This window comes from Serratia sp. AR11 (assembly GCF_056376275.1).
Genome location: NZ_CM150739.1, coordinates 2,376,887 through 2,399,691, shown reverse-complemented (window position 1 = coordinate 2,399,691; position 22,805 = coordinate 2,376,887). Strand labels below are relative to the sequence as shown.

General features: G+C 53.8%; 25 protein-coding genes and 1 other annotated feature. Of the genes, 11 read left to right on the top strand and 14 right to left on the bottom strand.

What is annotated here, in order from left to right; translation table 11 throughout:
• Window positions 1-31 precede the first annotated feature (31 nt).
• Window positions 32-156 (bottom strand) — a sequence feature (Phe leader region).
• The 6 genes from pheM to ACSOSI_RS11370 form a co-directional block, all read right to left on the bottom strand.
• Window positions 106-150, bottom strand: coding sequence for a pheST operon leader peptide PheM (gene pheM, locus ACSOSI_RS11395; RefSeq protein ID WP_197724622.1), 45 nt, complete (start codon window positions 148-150; stop codon window positions 106-108). It overlaps the preceding feature by 45 nt.
• A gap of 114 nt (window positions 157-270) precedes the next feature.
• The gene (rplT, locus tag ACSOSI_RS11390; protein ID WP_004943595.1) at window positions 271-627 is read right to left on the bottom strand and encodes a 50S ribosomal protein L20; all 357 of its coding nucleotides are present in this window, start codon (window positions 625-627) and stop codon (window positions 271-273) included.
• A gap of 43 nt (window positions 628-670) precedes the next feature.
• Entirely contained in the window at window positions 671-868 is a 198-nt protein-coding gene (gene rpmI, locus ACSOSI_RS11385) for a 50S ribosomal protein L35 (RefSeq protein WP_004943591.1), read from the bottom strand.
• A gap of 98 nt (window positions 869-966) precedes the next feature.
• Window positions 967-1,518 carry a translation initiation factor IF-3 gene (gene infC / locus ACSOSI_RS11380; RefSeq protein ID WP_013812633.1) on the bottom strand — a complete coding sequence of 184 codons (552 nt, stop codon included), beginning with the start codon at window positions 1,516-1,518 and terminating at the stop codon, window positions 967-969.
• Between the two features lie 3 nt (window positions 1,519-1,521).
• Window positions 1,522-3,450: a threonine--tRNA ligase gene (gene thrS / locus ACSOSI_RS11375; protein WP_476707090.1), complete on the bottom strand. Its 1,929-nt coding sequence runs from the start codon at window positions 3,448-3,450 to the stop codon at window positions 1,522-1,524.
• A gap of 221 nt (window positions 3,451-3,671) precedes the next feature.
• Entirely contained in the window at window positions 3,672-4,298 is a 627-nt protein-coding gene (locus ACSOSI_RS11370; RefSeq protein ID WP_261412894.1) for a hypothetical protein, read from the bottom strand.
• A gap of 299 nt (window positions 4,299-4,597) precedes the next feature.
• Between ACSOSI_RS11370 and ACSOSI_RS11365 the strand changes: the two genes are divergently transcribed.
• Together ACSOSI_RS11365 and ACSOSI_RS11360 are read left to right on the top strand one after the other, a co-directional pair.
• Window positions 4,598-4,807 (top strand): hypothetical protein, encoded by a 210-nt coding sequence (locus ACSOSI_RS11365; protein WP_476707089.1) that lies wholly within the window; start codon window positions 4,598-4,600, stop codon window positions 4,805-4,807.
• A gap of 127 nt (window positions 4,808-4,934) precedes the next feature.
• On the top strand, window positions 4,935-5,624 hold the full coding sequence (locus tag ACSOSI_RS11360; protein ID WP_012144877.1) for a MarC family NAAT transporter: 690 nt from the start codon (window positions 4,935-4,937) through the stop codon (window positions 5,622-5,624).
• Between the two features lie 35 nt (window positions 5,625-5,659).
• Here ACSOSI_RS11360 and ACSOSI_RS11355 read toward each other — a convergent pair whose 3' ends face one another.
• From ACSOSI_RS11355 to ACSOSI_RS11330, 6 genes are all read right to left on the bottom strand, one after another.
• Window positions 5,660-6,787 carry an ABC transporter substrate-binding protein gene (locus ACSOSI_RS11355; RefSeq protein WP_476707088.1) on the bottom strand — a complete coding sequence of 376 codons (1,128 nt, stop codon included), beginning with the start codon at window positions 6,785-6,787 and terminating at the stop codon, window positions 5,660-5,662.
• A gap of 149 nt (window positions 6,788-6,936) precedes the next feature.
• Window positions 6,937-8,220: an SLC5/6 family protein gene (locus ACSOSI_RS11350; RefSeq protein WP_012144875.1), complete on the bottom strand. Its 1,284-nt coding sequence runs from the start codon at window positions 8,218-8,220 to the stop codon at window positions 6,937-6,939.
• 260 nt (window positions 8,221-8,480) lie between these two features.
• Entirely contained in the window at window positions 8,481-9,800 is a 1,320-nt protein-coding gene (locus tag ACSOSI_RS11345) for a c-type cytochrome (RefSeq protein WP_012144874.1), read from the bottom strand.
• Between the two features lie 12 nt (window positions 9,801-9,812).
• On the bottom strand, window positions 9,813-11,594 hold the full coding sequence (locus tag ACSOSI_RS11340; RefSeq protein WP_026142344.1) for a GMC family oxidoreductase: 1,782 nt from the start codon (window positions 11,592-11,594) through the stop codon (window positions 9,813-9,815).
• Window positions 11,595-11,596: 2 nt separating this feature from the next.
• On the bottom strand, window positions 11,597-12,322 hold the full coding sequence (locus ACSOSI_RS11335; protein WP_017892623.1) for a gluconate 2-dehydrogenase subunit 3 family protein: 726 nt from the start codon (window positions 12,320-12,322) through the stop codon (window positions 11,597-11,599).
• 308 nt (window positions 12,323-12,630) lie between these two features.
• Window positions 12,631-13,296 carry a transglycosylase SLT domain-containing protein gene (locus tag ACSOSI_RS11330; RefSeq protein WP_017892622.1) on the bottom strand — a complete coding sequence of 222 codons (666 nt, stop codon included), beginning with the start codon at window positions 13,294-13,296 and terminating at the stop codon, window positions 12,631-12,633.
• 109 nt (window positions 13,297-13,405) lie between these two features.
• On the opposite strand from ACSOSI_RS11330, the gene ghoS reads away from it, so the two are divergent.
• The 5 genes from ghoS to ACSOSI_RS11305 all read left to right on the top strand — a co-directional run bounded on the left by ghoS (window position 13,406) and on the right by ACSOSI_RS11305 (window position 17,388).
• Window positions 13,406-13,705, top strand: coding sequence for a type V toxin-antitoxin system endoribonuclease antitoxin GhoS (ghoS, locus tag ACSOSI_RS11325; RefSeq protein ID WP_012144870.1), 300 nt, complete (start codon window positions 13,406-13,408; stop codon window positions 13,703-13,705).
• A gap of 131 nt (window positions 13,706-13,836) precedes the next feature.
• On the top strand, window positions 13,837-14,781 hold the full coding sequence (locus ACSOSI_RS11320; protein WP_476707087.1) for a metal ABC transporter substrate-binding protein: 945 nt from the start codon (window positions 13,837-13,839) through the stop codon (window positions 14,779-14,781).
• Window positions 14,778-15,668 carry a manganese/iron ABC transporter ATP-binding protein gene (locus ACSOSI_RS11315; RefSeq protein ID WP_476707086.1) on the top strand — a complete coding sequence of 297 codons (891 nt, stop codon included), beginning with the start codon at window positions 14,778-14,780 and terminating at the stop codon, window positions 15,666-15,668. The genes ACSOSI_RS11320 and ACSOSI_RS11315 overlap by 4 nt, the downstream gene beginning before the upstream one ends.
• Window positions 15,668-16,528 carry an iron/manganese ABC transporter permease subunit YfeC gene (gene yfeC, locus ACSOSI_RS11310; RefSeq protein WP_476707085.1) on the top strand — a complete coding sequence of 287 codons (861 nt, stop codon included), beginning with the start codon at window positions 15,668-15,670 and terminating at the stop codon, window positions 16,526-16,528. Before ACSOSI_RS11315 ends, yfeC begins: the two co-directional genes overlap by 1 nt.
• Entirely contained in the window at window positions 16,528-17,388 is an 861-nt protein-coding gene (locus ACSOSI_RS11305) for a metal ABC transporter permease (RefSeq protein ID WP_012144866.1), read from the top strand. Before yfeC ends, ACSOSI_RS11305 begins: the two co-directional genes overlap by 1 nt.
• 37 nt (window positions 17,389-17,425) lie before the next feature.
• Here ACSOSI_RS11305 and ACSOSI_RS11300 read toward each other — a convergent pair whose 3' ends face one another.
• Window positions 17,426-17,875, bottom strand: coding sequence for a GNAT family N-acetyltransferase (locus ACSOSI_RS11300; protein ID WP_012144865.1), 450 nt, complete (start codon window positions 17,873-17,875; stop codon window positions 17,426-17,428).
• Window positions 17,876-18,139: 264 nt separating this feature from the next.
• Here ACSOSI_RS11300 and ACSOSI_RS11295 point away from each other — a divergent pair, with 264 nt between their 5' ends.
• A complete protein-coding gene (locus ACSOSI_RS11295; protein WP_017892619.1) occupies window positions 18,140-19,000 on the top strand; it encodes a fructosamine kinase family protein in 861 nt (286 codons plus the stop codon).
• Window positions 19,001-19,049: 49 nt separating this feature from the next.
• On the opposite strand, the gene ACSOSI_RS11290 is transcribed toward ACSOSI_RS11295, so the two are convergent.
• Window positions 19,050-19,610: a YniB family protein gene (locus ACSOSI_RS11290; protein ID WP_012144863.1), complete on the bottom strand. Its 561-nt coding sequence runs from the start codon at window positions 19,608-19,610 to the stop codon at window positions 19,050-19,052.
• A gap of 195 nt (window positions 19,611-19,805) precedes the next feature.
• Between ACSOSI_RS11290 and ACSOSI_RS11285 the strand changes: the two genes are divergently transcribed.
• From ACSOSI_RS11285 to ACSOSI_RS11275, 3 genes are all read left to right on the top strand, one after another.
• The gene (locus ACSOSI_RS11285; protein WP_476707084.1) at window positions 19,806-21,086 is read left to right on the top strand and encodes an HdeD family acid-resistance protein; all 1,281 of its coding nucleotides are present in this window, start codon (window positions 19,806-19,808) and stop codon (window positions 21,084-21,086) included.
• 65 nt (window positions 21,087-21,151) lie between these two features.
• Window positions 21,152-21,817 (top strand): hexitol phosphatase HxpB, encoded by a 666-nt coding sequence (gene hxpB / locus ACSOSI_RS11280; protein ID WP_135344375.1) that lies wholly within the window; start codon window positions 21,152-21,154, stop codon window positions 21,815-21,817.
• Window positions 21,818-22,212: 395 nt separating this feature from the next.
• Window positions 22,213-22,761, top strand: coding sequence for a metal-dependent hydrolase (locus ACSOSI_RS11275; protein WP_012144860.1), 549 nt, complete (start codon window positions 22,213-22,215; stop codon window positions 22,759-22,761).
• The last annotated feature ends 44 nt before the right edge of the window (window positions 22,762-22,805 follow it).

Genomic DNA, 22,805 nt, shown 5'->3' with positions numbered 1-22,805 from the left:
TATAGCCCGGCAATGACTGGAGATGGCCAAAAACAAAAAAGCCTCCACAGGGGAGGCTTAGGCGCTACTTTTCGTTTCTTCTCTTACGCGCAAAGCCTCCTGAAATCAGGCGCTAAAGTAAAAAAAGAAACGAAAAATAACAGAGTTCATGATTGCGTTACCTTGTCGATGATTGCCCACCAGCGATACGGCGGCGGTCAATAAAAGCCAGTATTTGTAGCTGAAAAACAAAGATTAAAGAGGGAGCAAGCCCCCTCTTTAATAACTGACTTACGCCAGTGCTGCTTTCGCTTTCTCGACCAGTGCGCCAAAGGCCACTTTGTCGAAGACTGCGATGTCAGCCAGGATCTTACGGTCAATTTCAATAGAAGCTTTTTTCAAGCCGTTAATGAATTTGCTGTAAGACAGGCCGTTCACACGAGCAGCTGCGTTGATACGTGCAATCCACAGCTGACGGAACTGACGCTTACGTTGACGACGGTCACGGTAAGCATACTGACCTGCTTTGATTACTGCCTGGAAGGCAACACGATAAACGCGCGAACGGGCACCGTAGTAACCTTTCGCTTGTTTTAAAATTTTCTTGTGACGTGCGCGTGCAATTACACCACGTTTTACGCGAGCCATATGCTCTCTCCTAAAGTCTTATTCTAGATTCAAAAAAAATGGCTTATGCGTACGGCAGGCACGCAACAACCAGGACCATATCGTTTTTAGACACCATGCCTTTCGGACGCAGGTGACGTTTACGCTTGGTTGCTTTTTTGGTCAGAATATGACGCAGGTTAGCATGCTTACGCTTAAAACCACCGCTGCCGGTTTTTTTGAAGCGTTTGGCTGCACCACGTACAGTTTTAATCTTTGGCATTTTAATTAAATCCACTTCGCATTGTTAAACAACGAATCAGTTAGGCGAATAAAACCCACACAACGCAAGCGCTGCGTGAGTTTTATTACTTGGAGGCCTTACTGCCTCTTCTTCGGTGCGAGCACCATGATCATCTGACGGCCTTCGATCCTCGTAGGGAAGGATTCGACAATGGCCAAATCAGAATCTTCACAAAGGTCTTTACGGACGCGGTTAAGCACTTCCATGCCGATCTGTTGGTGCGCCATCTCACGCCCACGGAAACGCAGGGTGATTTTGGCTTTATCGCCATCTTCAAGAAAGCGAATCAGGTTGCGTAGTTTTACCTGATAGTCGCCATCATCGGTACCAGGACGGAATTTGATTTCCTTGACCTGAATAACTTTTTGCTTCTTCTTCTGTTCTTTTGTCGACTTGCTCTTCTCGTAGAGGAATTTGCCGTAATCCATGATTCGACAAACTGGCGGTTCGGCATTTGGGCTGATTTCTACTAAATCAACGCCCGCTTCCTCAGCTTTTTCAAGAGCTTCATTCAGACTGACAATACCAATCTGCTCGCCATCGACGCCGGTTAGGCGAACTTCTTGCGCGCGAATTTCTCTGTTAATGCGATTAGGACGCGCCGGTTGAACTCGTTTTCCGCCTTTAATACTTTATTCCTCCAGTTGATGAAGACTACGGCTGCGAATCTCTTTTAGCAGCTTGTCTACGACTTCATTTACGTCCAGGCTTCCCAGGTCTTTGCCACGGCGGGTACGAACGGCAACTTTGCCTGATTCGACCTCTTTATCACCGCACACCAACATGTAAGGAACCCGTCGTAAAGTATGTTCGCGAATTTTAAAGCCAATCTTCTCATTTCTCAAGTCCGCTTTAACGCGAATACCTGCGTCCTGCAATTTTTTGGTCAATTGCTGGACATAATCAGACTGGCTGTCGGTGATATTCATCACCACCACCTGTACCGGAGCAATCCAGGTTGGGTAGAACCCTGCGTACTCTTCGGTAAGGATACCGATGAAACGCTCCATGGAGCCCAAAATAGCACGGTGAATCATTACCGGGACCACGCGATCGTTGTTTTCGCCAACATACGATGCGCCTAAACGGCCCGGTAAGAAGAAATCGAGCTGCACGGTACCACATTGCCATGCACGATCCAAACAATCATGCAGAGTAAATTCAATTTTTGGTCCGTAGAAGGCACCCTCACCCGGCTGATATTCAAACGGAATCCCGTTTTCAGTCAGCGCAGCGGCCAGATCCTCTTCCGCCCGGGTCCACATATCGTCAGTACCAATGCGCTTCTCAGGACGGGTAGAAAGTTTTACCGCAATCTTGTCGAAGCCAAAGGTGCCGTACACATCATAGACCATTCTGATGCATTCGTTCACTTCGGCGCGCACCTGCTCTTCAGTACAGAAGATATGGGCGTCATCCTGGGTGAAACCACGCACGCGCATCAGGCCATGCAGAGAACCCGAAGGCTCGTTACGATGGCAACTGCCGAATTCGCCCATACGCAGCGGCAAATCGCGGTAAGACTTCAGGCCCTGATTGAAGATCTGCACGTGACCCGGGCAGTTCATCGGCTTGATGCAATACTCGCGGTTTTCCGACGAGGTGGTGAACATGGCGTCTTTATAGTTTTCCCAGTGGCCGGTTTTTTCCCACAGCACACGGTCCATCATAAATGGCCCTTTCACTTCCTGATACTGGTATTCCTTGAGCTTCATGCGCACAAAGGCTTCCAGCTCGCGGAAAATAGTCCAGCCATCGTTGTGCCAGAACACCATGCCCGGCGCTTCTTCCTGCATATGGTACAGGTCGAGCTGCTTGCCGATCTTGCGGTGGTCACGCTTGGCGGCTTCTTCGAGACGCTGCAGGTAGGCATTCAGCTGTTTCTTGTCTGCCCAGGCAGTACCGTAGATGCGTTGCAGCATTTTATTTTTGCTGTCGCCACGCCAGTAAGCGCCCGATGTTTTCTGCAGTTTGAAATGATGACAGAAACGCATGTTCGGTACGTGCGGGCCACGGCACATATCGACATATTCTTCATGGTGATACAGGCCAGGACGGTCGTCATGGCTGATGTTCTCATCCAGAATCGCCACTTTGTAGTCTTCACCACGCGCAGCAAAGGTATCGCGAGCTTCTTGCCAGCTAACCTTTTTCTTGATGACGTCATAATCTTTGTCGGCCAACTCATGCATCCGCTTTTCCAGCAGATCCAGGTCTTCCTGTGTCAGGGTACGGTCAATATCAACGTCATAATAGAAACCATTGTCGATCACTGGACCGATCGCCATTTTGGTGTCTGGCCACAGTTGTTTGATCGCATGACCCAGCAGGTGCGCACAGGAGTGGCGCATGATTTCCAGGCCTTCGGCGTCCTTGCTGGTGATGATCGCCAGTTGCGCATCTGATTCGATCAGATCGCCGGCATCAACCAATTCACCGTTTACACGGCCGGCAATACAGGCTTTCGCCAGGCCAGGGCCGATATCGCGGGCAACATCCAAAGGGGAAACAGGGTGATCGAAATGACGCTGACTGCCGTCAGGAAGAGTAATAACAGGCATTAATAATTCCTTATCTACAGTGGTGACCCACACGACAGATCACATGCAGTACGAAAATTGGGTTGGGATTTAGTCAGTTAGGTTTCAGATCTCGCCCACAATTGCCAGATTGATACCTAACCTGGTACACAGAATGGAAAGCATACCTTCACAGCCAAATTGGCTAAGTGGATACTATCACTAAAATTGTTCCGGATAAATAAACTGCAATTCAGATCCAATCAGCGAATTGCCACAGTCCGCGACGATAAATAGCCTTTCAGGTAACTCAGGGTGGCAATCAGGCACAGGGAATACCCCAGGACTTCACAGCCCTCTTCTACCATATTCTTCACCACCCGGTTGTAACCATCGAGCATCAATGTCTGCCACAGTAAACTTATGCCGAACAGCCGTGAAAACACCAAGATACACAGCAGGCCGGCACACATCATGCCGTAGCTCGGGTGCGTCACAAAATGCGCCAGCCCCTGCAATGTGGCCGCGATATGACGTGATGCATACCCCAAACAAATCAGTGCAACCGCCACAGCAAACCAGATCCAGGAGCCATGCCAAAGCATATCAAAGGCAAAATCCATCTCTCGAATCAGCATGCATAGAAAGAAACCACCGATCAACATCCACGCAGGCCGATAAACAGCATCCCTGTATGCCACAATGAAAAAACAGGATGCTATGGCGGCAAGAATCAACTCCTGAGCTATTTCAGTTAACGAGGTTTCATAAACAAAATTATGCAACCAATGCACGTCGATAAAAATCAGGCCCACCAAGCCAGCCAGTAGCAGGCTGCAAAGCAGAAAGTGGCTTGCTTTTCCCAGTAAAATTTGCAGATTATGTTTCATAGTCACTCTCGTTATTATTTAAAGCGCGCCTATGGTATTTGTCTGTACCTGGGGATCGTGGCAATTAATGCGAAATAGAAGCAACTCGGGGAAAATTTGCGGTAAAAGTGCCATAAAAAACAGAAAAAACCACAAAACACCCTATGGCAGTGCCGTAAATCACCGTGCCGGAACACGATAAAAAGAGCGTCGAGGTATTTCCCACGGGCAAATCAGCTATGGCGCACCTCATCCGCTCCCGCTATTCTGATGCCACTAACGGCAGAGTTGAGACAGCATCCCGCATCATGAATCGGTTATTGAAGTTACTCATTGGCGTCTGCATCGTGCTGGTGGCTATTTTTGCATTGTTACACCTGGGGGCAGACCGCCGCCCAAGAGCCATTGCGGTAAACGAACCGCCCATCGAGTGTGAAGATACGCAGGAGATAACCAGCGATTGTGTGAATGACGATGATGCCAACACTGACGTGCTGCCCGAGCTGACCCCCTCCAGCACTCAGGGATAATGAGCTGCAAATACCATTCCTCTATATTTACAGCTCGCTTCCCTGGCGTTGCCGCTGAGCGTGCGGCAAGTTAGGGTATGACTTTATGCTGCGTCACAACATTCACTGAAAACAGGAAGTCTGACCCATGACGAGTATTCTGCAGTTATTCCAGGCCATTGGGCTGGGTTTGGTGCTACTGCTGCCTCTGGCCAACCCACTCACCACGGTCGCGCTGTTGCTCGGTCTTTCGGGCAATATGACGCGCGAAGAGCGCAACCAGCAATCGCTGATGGCATCGGTCTATGTGTTCTTTATCATGACGGTGGCGTTCTATGCCGGCCAGTTGGTCATGAACACCTTTGGCATCTCTATTCCCGGTTTGCGGATCGCCGGCGGGCTGATTGTGGCGTTTATTGGCTTTCGCATGCTGTTCCCGCAGCAAAGTGCGGACGAAGCTCCAGAGGTTGAGAGCAAAAGCAAAGAGCTGCGCAAAAAAACCTCGGCCAATATCGCCTTTGTGCCACTGGCGATGCCCAGCACCGCCGGTCCGGGTACCATTGCGATGATCATCAGCTCGGCATCGAGCGTCAAAGAGAACACCCTGGGATTTGCACACTGGGTGCTGCTGGTTGCGCCAGTGGCCATCTTCCTGTCGGTAGCCCTGATTTTATGGGCTTGCCTGCGCAGCTCTGGCGCCATTATGAGGCTGGTGGGTCAAAGTGGCATTGAGGCGATCTCACGCCTGATGGGTTTCCTGCTGGTGTGTATGGGCGTGCAATTTATTATCAACGGCATATTGGAGATCATCTCCACCTATACCCCAGCCGTTGCCTGACCCATGAATACGGGCGCGACATGCGCCCGTTTCACTTACTTACCTGTTGGCGCCTGCGCGCCCAAAATGCCCTTGCCTTCCGGCACTTCGGTAAAACGACTGAGGATCTCGCTGTAGGTTTTCGCCGGATCCAAATCCTTGAACTGATTCGGATAGATAAACTTCGCCAAATACTCCAGCCCAACGATATTGTACGGGTGGTTATAGAAATTGTGATAGATGCCGTAGAAGCGACCGTCTTTCACCGCCGAAAGCTGGGCAAAACCTGGGCGCTGTTTCATCCGGTTAAATGCAGCATCCACCTGCTGTTGCGTCACACCATAGCCAAAAGGCACCGCGGCGTTGGTTTTACTGGCCCACTGGGAACCGGAGACAATATACGCATCCGGCTTCATGCTGATCACTTTCTCAAGCGATACGTCGCCGGTCGCGCCCGGTAACAGTGCAGAACCCACGTTGCGTGCGCCTACCGCTTCAATCATCCCACCCCAGCCAACGTGTGCATGGGTGAAACAGCAAGACTCCAGCCCGTTCAGGCCGGCTTTGGCCTCAATAAACACCAGCGGCTTGGGTTCTACCGTTTTGGTTTTATCGAGGATGCTCTGATAGTGCTGCTGATAAAAGTTCGTGTACTGTTTCGCTTCACTTTCACGGTTTAGCGTTTCCCCCAACAAGGTAATGCTTTTCGGGGTGTTCTCCACCGGTTTCAGCATGGTATCGATAAACAACACCGGGATATTCAGCGCTTGCAGCTTGTCGAGTACGCCAGTCTGGCTCAGAGAAGGTTTAGAGCGTAGCTGCGCCACCATCAGGTCAGGGTGTTTGGCGATAACGCTCTCCAGGTTAATCTCGCCCTTGTCGCTAAACCCCATATCGATAACGTTTTTGGCTTCTGGCCACTTGCTTTGCAGAATTTTCCAGGTTTCACCATCGCTCTTCTTCAGCAGGTTGTTCCACGCCACCAGCCGGGTAAAGGGATCGGCACGGTCAAGCAAGGCCAACGTCAGAATATCGCGCCCATCCTGCACCACAATGCGTTTCGGCTCTTGTTTAATCGTCAGGGTTTGACCAGAGGTATCGGTCAGGGTGAGCGGATAAGTGGTCGCCATCACCTGTGTAGAAAAGGCGCAGGCGAAAGCCAGCAAGGTTATTCGACGGTACACGTAACACTCCTTAGCGTGGGAAATTAATCCAGAAATAATAATGAGAATTGCTCCCATTATCAAAGAGAACGCCGGGCGTGTTTTCTGTTAATTGAAAAGAGATGTGAACAGCAACAAGGTGGTGCGCCGGAACCGGCGCACCAGTCAGGTTAAATCAGGCCATAAATCAGCGCCGACAGCGCAATCAGCCCCATCACCAGCACAAATACATTGCTCAGCGCGCGGTAACGACGCATGGCGGGTACCCTACGCACCGCATACATCGGCAAAATAAACAGGATTGCCGCGATCAGCGGGCCGCTGATGGTTTCAATAATATGCAACGCACTCGGGTTCCAGACCGTCGCCGCCCAGGTCAGCAGGAACAGCAACACAGCAGAAATACGGTGTGTAATACGTGAGCTTAGCGGTTTACCGACCGCGCGCGTCAGGCCGTCAATCAGGCTGGTCGCTCCTTCGGTCACCCCCAGTGAGGTGCCCAGATAGGACTTGGCCATCGCCAGCATCGCCATCATCGGCCCCAAATAAGCGATCAACGGGTTGGAAAATTTGTTCGCCAGCGTGGTCAGCACGGTAATGTTTTGATCTTTCGCCTGCTGCATATCCTCGTGGGACAGGCTCAGCACGCAGCTGAAAACAAAGAACAATACGGTGACGCAGATCAGCACGTAGCTGTAGCGCATAATTCGCGCGCAGCGGCGTTCAGCCAGTTCTCCATACAGGCTCTTTTGGGTCGAAGCGAAGGACGAAATAATCGGCGCATGGCTAAAGGAAAACACCATCACCGGCACCGCCAACCACAACGAATGCCACAGGTCCGGGCTACTGAACTGAGTGTTGGCCAGGCCACTGACAAAGTTGGCTGTTTGCCAGGTCGGCATCAGGTACAGCGAAATACCCATCAAAAATACCAGCAACGGGAATACCAGCATGCCCATCGCCGAAACAATGGCGTCTTTACCGCGCAGCAGCACCAGGTTCAGCACCACTACCACCGCCAGGCTCAGCCAGATACGCGGTAGCGGCGTCAGGTGAAACTGATGAGTCAGGAAACTGTCCAGCGCGTTGGTGATCGAAATGCTGTACACCAGCACGATCGGGAAGAACGCCATCAGGTACAGCACCATGATGATTTTACCGGCCAGCACGCCAAAGTGCTCAACCACCACATCATGGATATTGCCGTCACGGCTGGAGCCGGAAAGCACAAAGCGGCTCAGTGCGCGATGCGGTAAATAAGTCAGAGGGAAGGCAAACACGGCCATCAGCAACAGCACCAGTGGGCCGTTTAAGCCGGCATTGATCGGCAGAAACAACGTACCTGCCCCCACCGCAGTGGCGTAGAGACCAAACATCCAGACGGTGTCCGTCTTGTTCCATTTGCCCGGCTGGGCGGAAGCCAGCGTGCCTGAATCGGGAGAAATCGTACTCATAGGAAAGCTTACCTTAATCTGCAGCGACAACGATTGCGCCTAACGGGATATCCTTCTCCGCGAATTTTTAATAATAATCAGTTATTTAACTCAGAATTTCATTCTTATGCCTGGTAAAAGGACGGCAAAGGATAATTAAAAACGTTGCCCAGGTCTATCTTTCACTGGTTGAGTGGCTGTTTCGCGAACAATAATCGCTGTGAAAATCGGCTGAGAAGCACAAAAAACCAGGGCCTCGAATGAGGCCCTGGGAGGATGACTTACTTGTTGGCGTCTGGATGTTCCGGCACCGCGGCGCTGCCCATGTCCTTCTGGTCTTTACGCACGCTGGCCACATCTGACGCGCTGACCGGCTTGGCGCTGTTACCCCAGCTTGAGCGAATGAAGTTAACCACTTCCGCTACCTGCTGGTCGTTCAGGCGCCAGCCAAACGGTGGCATGGTGAGGTTGGATACCGCTCCCTTCACCGCCGGCGTGGTGTTACCGGTCAGCACGATGTGGATCAACGAGGTCGCATCTTCGGTCTGCACCACCGGGTTGCCCTTCAGCGCCGGGAAGGCACGCTTGTAGCCCACGCCATCGGTACGGTGGCAGGCAGCACAGTTATCGACGTACAGTGCCGCTCCGGGCTTGCTGTCGTCACCGCGCCACAGATCCTTGGCTACGCTGTCCTCTACCGGTGCGGCCTGTTGTTTGCCGTCTTTCGGCGGCAGCGTTTTCAGGTAGCGCGAAATTGCCGTCAGATCCTCATCGCTGAGATACTGCAGGCTATGCTCAACCACGTCGCTCATGCCGCCAAACACGATGGACTTATCGTTACGCCCGGTTTTCAGGAACTCGGTCAGTTCGGCCTCGCTCCAGGTTCCCAGCCCATCCTTGTTGTCACCGCGCAGGCTGGATGCCACCCAACCGTCGATCGGCGCATTGCTGCCGGACAGGTAGTTGTCACCGTCGTTATTGCTCAGCGCTTTTTCCTGCATGGTAATGCTACGTGGCGTATGGCAGGCACCACAGTGGCCCAACCCTTCCACCAGATAGCGGCCCCGTTCAATCACCGGATCGGCCTTGGTGTCCGCCACAAAGTCCGCCGGTGATGGCGCAAACATGCCGCGCCAGATGCTCAGCGGCCAGCGCATTGACAGCGGCCAGGGGATGTCGGAATCCTTGTTGGCCTGCTCTACCGCCGGTACGCCGTGCATGAAGTAGGCATACATGGCACGCATGTCGTCCTCTTTCACCAGCGCAAACGACGGATACGGCATCGCCGGGTACAGGGTGCTGCCGTTTTTGGCGACGCCCTTGCGTACCGCGTTGTCGAAGTCTTCGAAGCTGTAATCACCGATGCCGGTTTTCTTGTCCGGCGAGATATTGGTGGAGTAAATGGTGCCGATCGGCGTTTCCATCGCCAGACCACCGGCAAACTCTTTACCGCTTTTGCCGTTGGTATGGCAAGCCACGCAGTCACCGGCACGCGCCAGATACTCGCCGCGTTTGATCAACTCGCTGCTGACCGTGGCGTCCTGCGCCCAGACGGAGAAACTCAGTGCACTGAGAACCAGTGCGGGAACAAATGCTTTCATCAGTCGCCGTCCTTATGCCTGCACCAAAGGGCCTGGGTTTTTCAGATACTGCTCGCGAATAGCGCGTGCAGACCAGTAAGCCAACGCGGCCACGGTGCCGGTCGGGTTGTAACCCAGCCCCTGCGGGAAGGCCGACGCGCCGATCGAGAACACGTTATGCACGTCCCAGCTCTGCAGATAGCGGTTCACCGCGCTGGTGTTCGGATCTTCGCCCATCACCGCACCACCGTTCATATGAGTGGTTTGGTAGCTGGTGGTATCGAAATGGCTGTCGGCATTTTTTGGGCTGCCGGAGATCAGTTTCGGGTTCATGGCCTTGGCGATCGGCGCCATTTTCTCGTACATAAATTGCGACATCTTGACGTCGTTTTCCTGCCAGTCGAACGTCATGCGCAGCAGCGGCTGGCCGAACACGTTCTTGTAGGTAGGATCGAGATCCAGATAGTTGCTGCGATAAGACTGATGCGCGCCGTGGGCATCCATCGAGACATGATGGGTATAGGCATCTGCCACCGCCGCTTTCCACTTACTGCCCCAGGTCGGGGTACCCGGAGGGGTTGGCAAGCCGGAGATCGGTTTGGTGCCCGCCTGGTTGACCCAGAACGGCGAACCGCCAACAAAGCCTGCCTCGGCATGGTCAAAGTTGTCGGCGTTGAAGTCGTCCACACCCACACCGTTACCACCGGCGCCGATGAACGGGTTAGTGAACACGTCCTTGTCGAAGAACGCCTTGATGGTGGTCATGTTCTGATAGGCGAAGTTACGCCCAACCACCCCTTCGCCGGTCACCGGATCGTAAGGTTTGCCGATGCCAGACAGCAGCATCAGGTGGACGTTGTGGAACTGGAACGCGCCCAGGATCACCAGTTCGGCCGGTTGCTCAACTTCACGACCCTGCGCATCAATGTAATTCACACCGGTCGCACGAGACTTGTCGGCGGTCAGGTTCACTTTCAACACGTTGGCGTTGGTGCGCAGCTCGAAGCGTTTCTCCATGCGCAATGCCGGCAGAATATTGACGTTCGGCGAGGCTTTGGAATACATATAGCAGGCGTAACCGCTACAGAAACCGCAGAAGTTGCACGGCCCCATCTGCGCGCCATACGGGTTGGTATAGGAATCCGAGGTGTTGGCAGAAGGCAGGTTATAAGGATGGTATCCCACGTCTCGCGCGGCTTTCTCGAACATCTGGGCGGAGAAAGTATTTTTCTGCGCCGGCAACGGGAAGTCATCGGAACGGTCACCGGCAAACGGGTTACCGCCCTTTTGGCCCACTTTCTGGCCTTTGATGGTCCAGGCGGTGCCGGAAGTGCCGAACACTTTCTCCGCTTTGTCGAAGAACGGCTCCAGCTCGGCGTAGCTGACGCCGAAATCCTGAATGGTCATGTCTTTCGGGATAAAACTCTTGCCGTAACGTTCTTCGTAGTGACTGCGCATGCGCAATTCAATCGGATCGACCCGGAAATGCACGCCAGACCAGTGCAGGCCTGCACCACCCACGCCGGTACCCGGCAGGAACGCCGCCAACTGACGGTAAGGCACCGCCGTCTGGCTGGTATTATGACGAATGGTCACGGTGCTTTTTGACAAATCCTGGAACAGCTTGCGGCGAATGTTATAGGTCAGTTCGTCGATCACCTGCGGGTAGGAACCGTCCGGATAGGTATCGCGCATCGGGCCGCGCTCCAGAGCCACCACGTTCAGCCCGGCCTCGGTCAATTCTTTGGCCATAATGGCGCCCACCCAGCCGAAGCCGACGATCACCGCGTCTACTTTTTTCATTACCGTTGCCATTGTTACCCCCTCTCCCCACGAATTGATACCGGGGGTAAGGGATAACGTTCCCCTCGCTCAACCCAGTCCATAAAGTCGGCGCGTGCGCCCGGAAAATTAATCAGCTTCCAGCCGACCATGTCTTTATTACCGCCATGGATCGGGTCGCTGAAGAAACCTTCGCGGGTGTTTTGCAGCAGGTAGGAGAAGAACAGCTTGGCAGGCAACTGTGCGAATTCCGCTTCGCCGGACTCAAATTTCTGCAACAGCGCGTCCTGCTGTGCGGCGTCCAGTTCGGCAAAAGGTTTACCGGCGGTTTTCTTGCAGTAGGCATCGGCATCGGCGATACCCAGGTTGTAGATCTGTTTCGGCACCAGCGGCAGTTGGTAACCCATTTCCTTCGGGACATCCGGGTTAAACGGCCCCTGCATATACCAGATGGATCCGGTCGCGTACGGGGTATTCATCTGACGATCGATAAACTCCGGCACGCCGGCTTCCAGCGCGCCAGGGCCACGATCGTCGGCCGGGATCAGGCGTGCCACAGCCGCCTTGACGAAGGCCCACTCTTCCGGGGTAAAGAAGGTAGGCTGGTAGTCGCTTGGTTTTGGGGTGTCTGTTGCCGCGACCGCCGGTATTGAGGCTGTCAGCGCGCTAACGCCACTGCCGCCAATCACCGCTGCGGGGATTAAAGTCATCGATTTCAACAGGAAATCGCGCCGTGAATTGTTAGTTTTATCGTCCGACATATCACATTCCATCCAAAGATAATCACAACTATTTAACCTCAACCTTGCGGTCGATGCGGGTTTTAAACATAAATTGTTACTTATTTGTATATTTATTGAAGCCCAAAATGTGACCAAATGCCACGATGTTACCGGTAACTTATTGAATGAACGTAAAGATTTGCGGGTTAATGTAAAATTAACTATTCGTGCGGTTTTTTAGGTAACAGGATGGGAAATAACGAAAAATGAGAAGTGCATCGCGATTTTACCTCGCGCCAATAAAAAACCGGCCCCATTAAGAGGCCGGTTTAGCAAAGAAATCTGAACTAGGGTGACATTGCCTGGTAGGCGGTGGTCACCTTCCATAAATAGCGCGGCGCCTGCGGGGCCGGATGCTTTTTCTGGATATGCTGATAGAACTCATCCGGGCTCATCTGATTGATACGATTCACCGCTACGCGCTTGTCCGATGAGAAGGTCCGTAGCATGGCGCCCGCTCCATTCACATAAGAAACAATGGTGGCGTAACGTAACGTCTGTGGATCGTTGATCCCGGCTAGCTGCTGGCTTTGAAGAATATTGATATAGGCCGTTCCCAGATCAATATTAACCGCCGGATCCTTCAACTCACGCGAGCTTGGCTGCCCGCTTCTTCCTTTCAGACGATAGGCGTCACGCCCGGCGGTTGAAGGTTTCAGCTGCATTAATCCCACTGCGTTCGAGGTGCTGACTGCATTCGGGTTAAACCCGGATTCCACCTGGATAATCGCTTTAATCAGCGTTTCGTCAACGCCATAGCTGTTAGCGGCCTGACGAATGTAATCGTTATAGGCTATCGGTGTCCCTGTACGGTTAACCGGAGCCTGCGGGGGAGTCTTTAACCAACCGCCACGCGATGTGCCACTGCCTGAAATATTGGTTGCTGTTTGCGGGTCTTTGGCACAACCCGACAAAAGCAAAATTGCCGTCAGGCAACCTATTTTTGTTTTCACAGAATCCCTCACTCCTTTCAATGAGTTGCGTAGCATATACAACTTGTAAGGACGCCTGTACGCTTTTTTTGGTCTAATCTCAAGCTACTCGTATACCAAGAGGTGATTTATGAGTCAATCTGCAACAACGTGTTTTGTGGTGACTTTTCGCTATCAGGAAGAAGGATTAGCTGATTTGGCCAAGCTGACAGGACAATTAACCCTTCAGGGATTTGTCACGTCGGTGGCAGACGAAAATGGCGTTCCGCACGAACTGGGCAGCAACAGTTTTGCGCTGATAACCCCACTGGATCAACAGGATGTGCAACTACTGGCACAGAAGCTTGGGCAGGTCGCGTTGGGTAAGACTCCGGAGGTCGATATTGTCACCTACGACGATTACGCTAAGCGGTTACATACTGATACATAAAATGCTATAACTCACCGGGTGGTATTATTTTTTCCATTGAGTAAATAACCGGCAGTCGGCCGGCAGGTGACGCTTGACTTTGCTCTAGTTGATATTGATAATCATTTTCATTTGAGCCAGGAGATGTCACCATGTTTATGAAACAACGCGCTTTTCCCCGCCTATCCCTTATTAAGCTCTGCGGCTTTTTCCGCCCTGTCGCCCTGCTGTGCCTGTTACTGACTGCCGGCCTCGCCAGCCAGGCCGCATTGGCAGAAAAAAAACTGCGCGTGGTAACCACCTTTACCATCATTCAGGATATCGCCCAGAACGTGGCCGGTGACGCCGCCGTGGTAGAGTCGATCACCAAACCGGGCGCAGAAATCCATGATTACCAGCCGACGCCGCGCGATATCGTCAAGGCGCAGCACGCCGACCTGATCCTGTGGAACGGCATGAATCTGGAACGCTGGTTCCAGCGCTTCTTTGAGAACATCAAACAGGTGCCGGCTGCGGTCGTCACCGAAGGCATCACCCCACTGCCGATCCGCGAAGGGCCTTATAACGGTAACGCTAATCCTCACGCCTGGATGTCCGCCAGCAACGCGCTGGTGTATATCGAGAATATTCGTAAGGCGCTGGTGCAGCACGACCCGGCCAACGCAGAAACCTATAACCGCAATGCCAAGGCCTATGCCGCCAAAATTGCCGCGTTGGACGCACCGCTGCGCGAACGTCTGGCACGCATCCCGGCAGCCCAGCGTTGGTTGGTGACCAGTGAAGGTGCCTTCAGCTATCTGGCAAAAGACTATCAGTTGAAAGAAGTGTATCTGTGGCCAATCAACGCCGATGAGCAAGGCTCGCCGCAGCAGGTTCGCCGGGTGATCGACGCCGTGCGCGCCAACCACATCCCGGTGGTATTCAGCGAAAGCACCATTTCCGACAAACCTGCCAAACAGGTCGCCAAAGAGACCGGTGCAAAATACGGCGGCGTACTCTATGTCGATTCACTGTCTGCTCAGGGTGGCCCGGTGCCGACTTATATTGACCTGCTCAATGTCACCGTACAAACCATTGCCAAAGGATTTGATCAATGACCACCGAGGTTTTTGTCCGCCCTGAATTGAGCGTGGACGACGTTACCGTCACTTACAACAACGGCCATACCGCGATCCACAACGCCAGTTTCACCCTGAGTGGCGGTGCCATCTGCGCGCTGGTTGGCGTCAACGGCAGCGGTAAGTCGACCCTGTTCAAAAGCATTATGGGGCTGGTCAGGCCCACCAGCGGCCGCGTACAGCTCAACGAACAGCCGGTCGCGCAGGCGCTGAAGAAAAACGTGATTGCCTACGTACCGCAAACCGAAGAGGTTGACTGGAATTTCCCGGTGTTGGTGGAAGACGTGGTGATGATGGGCCGTTACGGCAAGATGAATTTCCTGCGTATTCCTTCAAAGGAAGACCGGTTGCGGGTCGATAAGGCGCTGGAGCGCGTTGGCCTGAGCGAACTGCGCTCTCGCCAGATTGGTGAGCTTTCCGGCGGGCAGAAAAAACGCGTCTTTCTGGCGCGAGCGCTGGCTCAGCAAGGCACGGTGCTGCTGCTGGACGAGCCCTTTACCGGCGTCGACGTCAAAACCGAGAATGCCATTATTGATCTGCTGCGCGCGTTGCGCGATGAAGGCCACCTGATCCTGGTTTCCACCCATAACCTGGGCAGCGTGCCGGAGTTTTGCGAACGGGTGATCCTGATTAACCGCACGGTGCTGGCCGCGGGGCCGACCGAAACCACCTTTACCCAGAGCAACCTGGAACAGGCCTTCGGCGGCGTACTGCGCCATATCAACCTGTCCGGCCCGGATCTGCACGACGACAACGATCCGCGCACCCTGACGGTATTGACCGATGACGAGCGCCCGGCGGTGTTCTACGGCCATACCAAGAGTGACCCGCCTGCGCAAAGCCAGCCAAAGGAGAAACAACCCTGATGCTGGAACTTCTGCTGCAACCCTTCAGTTACAACTACATGGTCAAGGCCATCTGGGTCAGCGCCATCGTCGGCGCCGCCTGTGCGTTCCTGTCGGCTTACCTGATGCTGAAAGGCTGGTCGCTGATGGGCGACGCGTTGTCGCACTCGGTGGTGCCTGGGGTCGCGGGTGCCTATGCGCTGGGCCTGCCCTACGCCGCGGGTGCCTTCTTTACCGGCATGCTGGCCGCGCTGGCCATGACGCTGGTGCGCCACGTCACTCGCCTGCGTGAAGACGCGATTATCGGCTTTATCTTTTCCACCTTCTTCGCCGTCGGCCTGCTGATCGTTTCGCTCAACCCAACCTCGGTTAACGTGCAGTCGATTATCTTCGGCAATATTCTCGGCATCGCCGACGAAGACGTGTTGCAGGTCGAGATTATCATCGGCGTATCGCTGCTGATCCTGTGCCTGGTGTGGAAAGATCTGCTGGCGGTGTTCTTTGACGAAAACCACGCGGTGTCGATCGGCCTGTCGCCGCTACGGCTGAAGATCCTGTTCTTCACCCTGCTCAGCGCCTGCACCGTGGCGGCATTACAAACCGTCGGTGCGATTTTGGTGATCGCCATGGTTATCACGCCGGGGGCAACCGCCTATCTGCTGACCGACCGTTTCAGTCGGTTGGTGATCATTGCCATCGTGATCGGTGCATTAACCAGCAGCTTCGGGGCCTATCTGAGCTTCTTCCTCGACGGCGCGACCGGTGGGGTGATCGTGACCCTGCAGACGCTGGTGTTCCTGGCCGCCTTTTTCTTCGCCCCGAAACACGGCCTGTTGGCATCCAAACGCCGCGTGGCGAGTGAACAGACCGGAGGCCACTGATGGAAACTCTGTATCAACTGCTCAGCGAACCGTTCGCCTATCCGTTTATGCAACGGGCGATCCTGGCCGCTATCGTCACTGGCGTAGTCTGTGCGGTACTGTCCTGTTATCTGGTGCTCAAGGGCTGGTCGCTGATGGGCGATGCCATTTCGCATGCGGTGCTGCCCGGCATCGTGCTGGCGTTCGTGCTCGGTATCCCGGTGGTGATCGGCGCGTTTTTCTCCGGTATTTTCTGCGCGGTCGCCACCGGATATCTGAAAGAAAACAGCCGGGTGAAAGAGGATACGGTGATGGGCATCGTGTTCTCTGGCATGTTCGCCTTCGGGCTGGTGTTGTTTTCACGCGTCGATACCGATCAGCATCTGAGCCACATTCTGTTCGGCAATATGTTGGGCATTACCGATGCCGAACTGAAACAGACGCTGTTGATGGCCGGTATTACCCTGTTGGTGGTGCTGCTAAAGCGCAAAGATCTGATGCTCTACTGTTTCGATCCCAACCATGCCAGGGTGATTGGTCTGCCGGTGAAGCTGTTGCATTACGGATTACTGTGCCTGCTGGCGCTGACCATTGTCGCTTCGCTGCAGGCGGTGGGGGTGATTCTGGTAATTGCGATGCTGATCGCTCCAGGGATTATTGCCTTTATGCTGTGCCGCAGCTTCGATCGCATGTTGATGGTCGCCACGGTGGTTTCGGTGTTCTCCTGCGTGCTCGGCACCTTGATCAGCTTCCACATCGACGGCGCTACCGGCCCCTGCATTGTGATCGTACAGGCGATTCTGTTTGTGGTCGCCCTGCTCTACAGCAAGTTCAGGCCGTTACAACGTCACGATAACGATTTGCTCAACGCCAAGTCCTGAAACAGGCGGCGGTGCGCAATAGCACCGCCGCCTGATGTTACTGCTGCTGGTAGATATCCGGCCGGACAATGTGCCAGACAAAATCCTCACGATTCACCGCTTCATAACCCACTTTCTGATACAGCCACGGCGCAGTGCCGGTCACCAACATTATCCGCCGCAGCCGTTGCAGCACAGGGTGTTCCAACGTGCAATCCATCAGCCAACGCGCCAGCCCTTGCCCCTGGTAATCCGGCGAGACAAACACATCACACAGGTAGCCAAAAGTGGCGTAATCCGTAACCAGACGGGCAAAGCCAATCTGTTGTTGCTGATGATACAAACCAAAACACAGGCTGTTGTCGATGGACAACTGCACCGTCGCCAGCGAAATGCCACTCGCCCAGGTCGAGGTGGTCAAAAAAGCGTGGGTAAAGACGATATTTAATTCACTTTTATCACTGTTGATTCGGTATTCACCGCGTTGCCACTGCTGGTTTTGCTCCATTAATTTCTCATCTCATTGATAGTAAAAGACATCAATAAAACCCCCCCTTGTCTCAGCCGCAGCTGGCCTGATAAACATCGCCCTCCCGCCGGCAAGTTGCAACATGCGCCGTACTTAAATTAATCAATAGCGTATATACTTTGAGCAAACGCGGGTGGTGAGAAAATCGCCAATTGTTGGTGCCAGCTGTGCGCCAGGTCGTGTTTTCTTCAGGCTAAAGACGCTAACCTAATGAATTCGCAGGCAACACAGAGGGGGTGTACCATGTGGCAAGCCGTTAGCCGTCTGTTAAGTGAACATCTTGGCAGCGCAGAAATCCGCGAAAGAACCGAACTGCCCGGGGGCGATATTCATCCGGCATGGCGTGTGAATTACGGTGAGCACCAGGTGTTTGTCAAATGCGATGCCCGGGAACTGTTGCCGATCTTTACCGCCGAGGCCGACCAGTTGGAGTTACTTGCCCGCAGTAAAACGGTGCGAGTGCCCCAGGTGTACGGCGTCGGCAGCGATCGCGACTACAGCTTCCTGCTGCTGGAATACCAACCCCTGAAACCCTTTGATGCCCACGGCGCCTACTGTCTTGGCCAACAACTGGCTCATCTGCACCAATGGAGCGAACAGCCGCAGTTCGGCCTCGACTTCGACAACGATTTGTCCACCACTCCGCAACCCAACGCCTGGCAGCGCCGCTGGTCTGAATTTTTTGCCGAGCAGCGCATTGGCTGGCAGTTGCAGATGGCGGCAGAGAAAGGCATGACCTTCGGGGATATTGATGAGATTGTTGACGCGGTGTATCTGCGCCTGCAGCACCATCAGCCGCAGCCTTCACTGTTGCATGGCGATTTATGGCCGGCCAACTGCGCTTTAACCGCCAACGGCCCCTTGCTGTTTGATCCGGCCTGCTATTGGGGAGACAGAGAGTGTGATTTGGCGATGCTGCCACTGTACCCGGAGTTGCCGCCGCAGATTTATGACGGCTACCAGAGCGTCTGGCCTTTGGAGAATGGATTTATCGAACGTCAGCCGCTGTATCAACTGTATTACCTGCTCAACCGCAGCAATCTGTTTGGCGGTCAGCATCTGGTCAAGGCCCAGCGCGCGGTGGAAGCCCTGCTGCATTCCTAACCGCAATAAAATCGAGGCGCTGAACCCAGCGCCTCAACCTCATCTCACCTTAAGCCGCGCCGGCCAGTTGGCCCAGCAGTTTGATGACAAACCAGGCGATCACCGCAATCACCACCGGCAAAATGTACAACGGGAAGTATTGCAGCAAAATGGTGTGGTGCGGCAACGTGATACGTTCTTCCAACTGCGCGCGGGTGTGCCCCTCGCTGCCCTTGGCCTGTTCGAGGATCATCTGGTCTTCCAGGCCTTCGCGAATAAACTTCACCTGACGCGACATGCGCGCACCTGAAGCCTGCAAAGCCAGCCCGACGAAAATCAGAATATAAATCACGATAAACATGAAATTAGCGCCGCTGAACAGGCTTTTTTCTACGTCAGGAACCGGCGAGTTATACCAGAAGATATTCAGGAACGGCGTATTGAAGCGCACCATATCGACCATCACGTGGACAAAATCCAGCATTACCGCATTGATGCCTTTAGTCTTTTCGCTGTGCTGATAAACAAACATCAACATTGAGATCAGCGTCGACAGTAACGCAGGGATAAAAACCACCCAGCCAAGAATACGTTTGATAATGGCGATGCGCCCAGCCTGTTGATACGTCATGTGTTCCCCTTGTAAGCGACGTAACCGTAATTGGCTAAGTCTACCTGTAGTTACTGAAACTCGCCCACCGTTTTCTTCACCGTTACTGTGCTACAAGCGTAGCCGGGATTATCCGAAATCAACAGCTTAACGATGACCGCGCGTTACCATTAAATAGTTATATAGTTAAATCAATCCGTTTAAACAGGAGCCGCCATGATTCGGCTGATTATCTTATTGCTGGGCGCACAGGCGCTGCACGGCCAGCGCCGCCTGCTGATGCTGTTCGGCTGGTTGTGGATCTGCGTGGGCATACTGATGCTGTTTGATGTGTTGCAAGATGGTCGTTCGGTGCTGGCGTTAGATGCTTTGGCCGTCATGCTGGCGCTGGAGGGGCTGGTGGCGATATCCGCCGCGTTGGTGATTGGCTCTGCCGCCAGCCGACCGGTGCTGCTGAAAGGGCTGAGCTTCTTGTTTATGGCCTTTTTGATACTGGACGTGCCCGCAGACGATAACATCGTCGCCACGCTGGTGTTTGGCAGCGCACTGCTGCTTGACGGTGCGGTACGTATCGCCTCCTCCACGGTGATCCAGCACAGCCGATGGAAACCGGTAGCGCTGGCCGGCAGCGGCGAAATTCTGCTGTCGCTGATGATTTTCGTCGGCTGGCCGGTGCCGCACCGGATGACGGTACCCTTTTGCCTTGGCGTAATGATCCTGCTTTCCGGTTGGGCGCTGCTGCGTATTGCTCGGCGACTGGAAAGCTTTTCGCTGAATCAGAATCAGGGTCAGCCCGAACCACAATGGACGCATGATATCACCCCGCTCAACGTGTACGTCTGGACGCCAATAGGTTCGGCAAAGGACGCGCGCCGACGTTACATCGTCGACCGCTACATCGCTGCGGTAGACGGCGGCGGTAATATTTCCACCGGTCATGCCGCTCTGGCGCTCGATCCGGATCTGTATATTAGTCACTATCCGCTTAACGATATCAGCCACTCCACACAGGATTTTCGCCAGTTGCTGCATTCCGGCGAGCAAAACAACGTCGACGGCCGTTTTCTGCCGGGCCTGCAACAAGAGGTGGCGGCCTGGTGCCCACCGGACAAAAAAATCCAGTTTCACCGCTATAACCCCGCGGCGCTGCGCACTTTCTGGCAGCACTATCAGCAGGACACCACCTACAACCTGACCCGTCGCAACTGTTCCACCACGGTGATTCGGGCACTCGACAGCGCGCTGGAGGGCGTTCTGGGCGATAAACATCTGTGGCGCCGTTTTCTGTTGCTGGTGCTCGATCCCAACCTGTGGATGCTGGCGGTGCTGCGCAGCCGTGGCGAAAGCATGACCTGGACGCCAGGATTGGTGCTGGACTATGCGCGCATGCTACAGCAGGTCACCGAGCGCCAACATCAGCGTTGGTGGTTAAAACTGCGGGAAGTGTGGCGTATCCTGCGCTTTGGCCGGGCTCAGCCTGGCAGGCAAAAGTTTTAGTCTCGCCGTCAGCGATGATAAAGTGTTGGCCACATTCACCGGCGCCGGCAAGGAGTTAACCGCTAATGGCCTATTCGCAACGCATTGAAACCGCTATTTTTGATATGGATGGTTTATTGATCGATTCAGAACCCCTGTGGCTACAGGCGGAACTGGATATCTTTGGCGCACTGGGGCTGGATTTGTCTGACCGCCACAAGCTACCGGACACCCTGGGTCTGCGCATCGATCTGGTGGTGAAAATGTGGTACCAGGCCATGCCGTGGCAAGGAGTCTCGCAAGAGGAAGTCTCCGCGCGGATCATCGAACGCGCCATAGAACTGGTACGTGAAAAACAGCCGCTGTTGCCGGGCGTGCAGCAGGCGTTGGAGCTGTGCCGCAGTCTGGATCTGAATATCGGCCTGGCCTCAGCTTCGCCGCTTCACATGCAACAACAGGTTCTGCAGATGTTTGACCTTGAAGGCTACTTTGACCAATTGGTTTCCGCCGAATATCTGCCTTACAGCAAGCCGCACCCCGAAGTGTATCTGATTGCCGCCGAACGTCTCGGCAGTGATCCACTGCGCTGTATCACTTTGGAAGATTCATTCAACGGCATGATTGCCACCAAAGCCGCCAGAATGCGTTCGATCGTTATCCCGGCGCACGAGTATCGCAACGATGCGCGCTGGGCATTGGCCGACCATAAGCTCGAAACGCTGGAGCAGCTGACACCTGATCACCTGGCCTAATCTTCACGGCATCGGTCTACTCCCGGTGCCGTTACTCATCCCCTTTAAGCCCCATCACCGCTTAATTTCAAAATAGCGCATTACGTCATAAAATAAATAAAACACCATTTCATTTATATTGAGTTAGCCTGCCGCACTCTTTATGCTAGGGCCATAAGAAAGCGCCGGGCGATCGGCACAGGCTGTCACTGCCACGCAACCTGATCCTGTCGTCCGGAGCTTTCTTCCTCCATCAGCCTTACCAGATAAAAAAACGCATCCCCCTTTAACACTGACCAAACAAGCCGTTGTAAAACCGTATAAAATAAACAATTGGTTACAGGGTAACTGCTTCCACTACTGGGAATTTTCCCATATACTGGATAAATTAACAGTTTATCAGCCGGAAATGCAGTATGACCGCGGAAGGACATCTTATTTTCTCTGTCGCTTGCGCGATTTTCGCCAAGAAGGCCGAGGTGACACCATCGCTTGCTACCGGCGACTGGTGGCATATTATCCCCGCCGCTCTGCTGACTTCGTTGCTGCCTGATATCGATCACCCCAAATCGGTGTTAGGCCAGCGCCTGCGCTGGATCGCCATTCCTATTTCACGTGCCTTCGGCCATCGCGGTTTTACTCATAGCCTGCTGGCGATCGCCGGCGGCATGGCACTGTTCCAGCTTGACGTGCCGCGCAGTTGGCCGATCCCGCCGGATGTCCTGCATGCGATGATTATCGGTTACTTCAGCCACCTGTTGGCAGATATGCTCACCCCCGCTGGCGTGCCCTTGCTTTGGCCCTGTCGCTGGCGTTTTCGCCTGCCGCTGCTAAATTCTCAGAAAGGCAACCAACTCGAGCGCGCTCTGTGCCTGTGTCTGGTGGCTTTTGCGATCTACTGGCAAGGCGGTTGCACCATTCCTGTGCAGTCCTATTTTGAACAAATAAAAAATATCAGACTGTGATCACAAAAAAATGGCCATTTAATATCCGTAAAGATTATTAATTA